Annotated in this window: 2 protein-coding genes; both read left to right on the top strand. The window is 74.6% G+C overall.

Translation table 11 applies throughout. The features are described from left to right. Positions 1-118: 118 nt before the first annotated feature. Positions 119-919 carry a carbon-nitrogen hydrolase family protein gene (locus ABL57_RS05910; RefSeq protein ID WP_047802530.1) on the top strand — a complete coding sequence of 267 codons (801 nt, stop codon included), beginning with the start codon at positions 119-121 and terminating at the stop codon, positions 917-919. A 4-nt stretch (positions 920-923) separates the two neighbouring features. Then, positions 924-2471, top strand: a complete 1548-nt coding sequence (locus tag ABL57_RS05905) for a DUF2142 domain-containing protein (RefSeq protein WP_047802529.1) — start codon at positions 924-926, stop codon at positions 2469-2471. Positions 2472-2569 lie beyond the last annotated feature (98 nt).

Below are 2569 nucleotides of genomic sequence, written 5' to 3'. Positions count from 1 at the left end.
GCGCGGGCGGGACCGGGCGGTCCCGCCCGCGCGCGGCGGCGGATACAGTGGGCGCAGCGGCGCCGCCGGCGCACCGCGCCGGGGCGCCCCGGACCCGCCGCCGCACCGAGGAGAGACCGTGAAGATCGCCGTCGGACAGTTCGCGCCCACCGCGGACACGGCCGAGAACCTGCAGACCATGCGCCGGATGGCCGGTGAGGCCGCCGCCGCCGGCGCGGAGCTCGTCGTGTTCCCCGAGGAGGCCATGTTCTCCGAGCGGCTCATCGGGGAGCGGTTCGAGGAGCTGGTGCTGCGCGGGTGGTCCGGCTTCGTCCAGCAGCTGTCCTTCCTGGCCGCGCGGACGGGCGTGGCCGTGATCGCCGGCGGCTACGAGGCCTCCGCCGACGGCCGGCCCTACAACACGCTCGTGGCCGTGGACGGACAGGGGGCGATCCTCGGCACGTACCGCAAGCTCCACCTCTACGACGCGTTCAGCCACCGGGAGTCCGACCGGATCCGGCCGGGTGACAAGGGCGTGACGGTGGTGCGGATCGGTGAGCTCTCGGTGGGCATGATCACCTGCTACGACCTGCGCTTCCCCGAGATCTGCCGTGCCGTGGTCGACGCCGGGGCGCAGCTGCTGACCGTGCCCGCCGCCTGGTTCGCCGGGGAGCACAAGGTGGACCACTGGCAGGCGCTGCTCAAGGCCCGCGCCATCGAGAACACGGTCTGGGTGGCGGCCGCGGACACCTGCGCCGAGCACACGGTCGGCCGCTCCGCCGTCCTGGACCCGCTCGGCGTGGTCGTGGCCGAGGCCGGGGAGGAGGAGGCGGTGCTCACCGCCGACGTCACCGCGGAGCGCATCGACGAGGTGCGCCGGACCGTGCCCGTGCTCGCCAACCGCCGGTTCGGCCCGGCCCCGCTCATCCCGGAGGACTGACCTCGTGGTCGCCGCCGCCCGAGCGCCCGGCCTCCCGCCCGATCTCCCGCCCGAGGACGTCGTGCGGTCCGTGCTGCGGCCCCGCACCGTGGTGGCGCTGTTCGCCGGGCTGTCCGTGCTGTTCGGCGCCGTCTTCGCCCTCATGGTGCCGGTGGCCTGGGGCCCGGACGAGGGCGCCCACTTCCACCGCGCGTTCCAGGTCGCCGCGGGAGGTCTTGCCCCCGAGCGGCTGCCCGACGACGGGCCCTACCCCGTCTACGGCGGCGAGGCGCCCGCCAGCGCGACCCGCTTCATCGGAGGCTTCGGCGGGCCGCCGGGATCCACGGAGCACCGATCGGACCCGCTGTTCGTCCCGTCCGAGGCCCGCCGGCAGGCGCTCGCCGAACCCCTGAACGGGGAGACGGTGACGGCGTGGTTCCCGAACACGGCCGCGTACTCGCCGGTTCCCTACCTGCCCGCAGCACTCGGGGCGCGGCTCGCCGCCGCGGCCGACCTCGGCGTGGGCGCCGCCTGGACCCTGATGCGGATGCTGCAGGTCCTGTCCTACACGGCGGTGGCCGCGGTGGGGCTGTGGTCCCTGCGGCGCACGCGGTTCTTCTGGGTGGGCTTCTGCGTGGCGCTGCTGCCCACCGCCCTCTACCAGTCGGCGGTGATCTTCGCGGACTCGGTGACCAACGCCGTCGTCTTCACGTTCACCGCCCTCGTGCTGCGGGCCACCGTGCTGGACCGCTCCCCGGAGCCGGTCTCCCGGGCCGAGCTGGCGGTCCTGCTCGTGGGCGCGACCGCCCTCCCGCTCATGAAGCCCACCTACGTGATCCTGTCGTTGCTGCTGCTGGCGGTCCCCCTGCGCAAGTACCCGCTGCCGCGCCTCGCCGGCGGAGGGCCGGTCCCGGCCGCCCTGCTGCTCGGCGGGTGCCTGGTGCTGACCTTCGGGGCCTTCGCGTGGTGGATGTCGCTGGCCTCGGGGACGGCCGAGGCCATGGGCCTGCTCCGCGGAGCGGCGGAGCGGCACACGGTGCGGCCCGGTGACCAGCTGGCCTTCGTCCTGGGTGAGCCCTCGGCGGTCCTGGGCGTGGCGGCGCGGACGATCCTGACGCTGGACTGGGTCTACGCGGCCAGCTTCGTGAGCCAGATGGGCTACGGGCTCGGGGAGAACGTCAACGGACCGTTCATCGGCGCCGTGTGCTGGCTCGTCGCCGCGGGCGCCGCGTTCTTCCACGGCCCGCGGGGTGTCGCGTCGCGCCGGCTGACGGCGTGGTTCGCGGGGGTCCTGCTGCTCAACGTCGCGGCGATCTTCGGCACGCTCTACCTCAGCTTCGCCCCGGTGGAGTCCGGGATCGTCAACGGTGTGCAGGGCCGCTACTTCGTCCCGCTCGCCCTGCTGCTGCTCGGGACGCTGGTGCCGCTGGTGCGGGCCCGGTTCCCCGCCGCCCCGGCGGCCCTGCGCCGGGTGGACACCATGATCCTGGTGCTCGTCCCGCTCTCGGCCGTGCTGGCCGTGGCCGGCTACGCCACGGTGATGCACGTCACCGGCCACTACCCCCTTCCCTGACCGACCGCACCGACGACCCGACCGCACCGACGACCCGACCGCACCGACGACCTCTGGAGGACCCCGTGGACGACGACCGCTCCGACTCCCCACCGCAC

The organism is Kocuria sp. SM24M-10 (assembly GCF_001027955.1).
GTDB classification, from domain to species: domain Bacteria; phylum Actinomycetota; class Actinomycetes; order Actinomycetales; family Micrococcaceae; genus Kocuria; species Kocuria oceani.
Note: the sequence above shows the minus strand (reverse complement) of the source record. Positions and strands in the feature narration are given on the sequence as shown.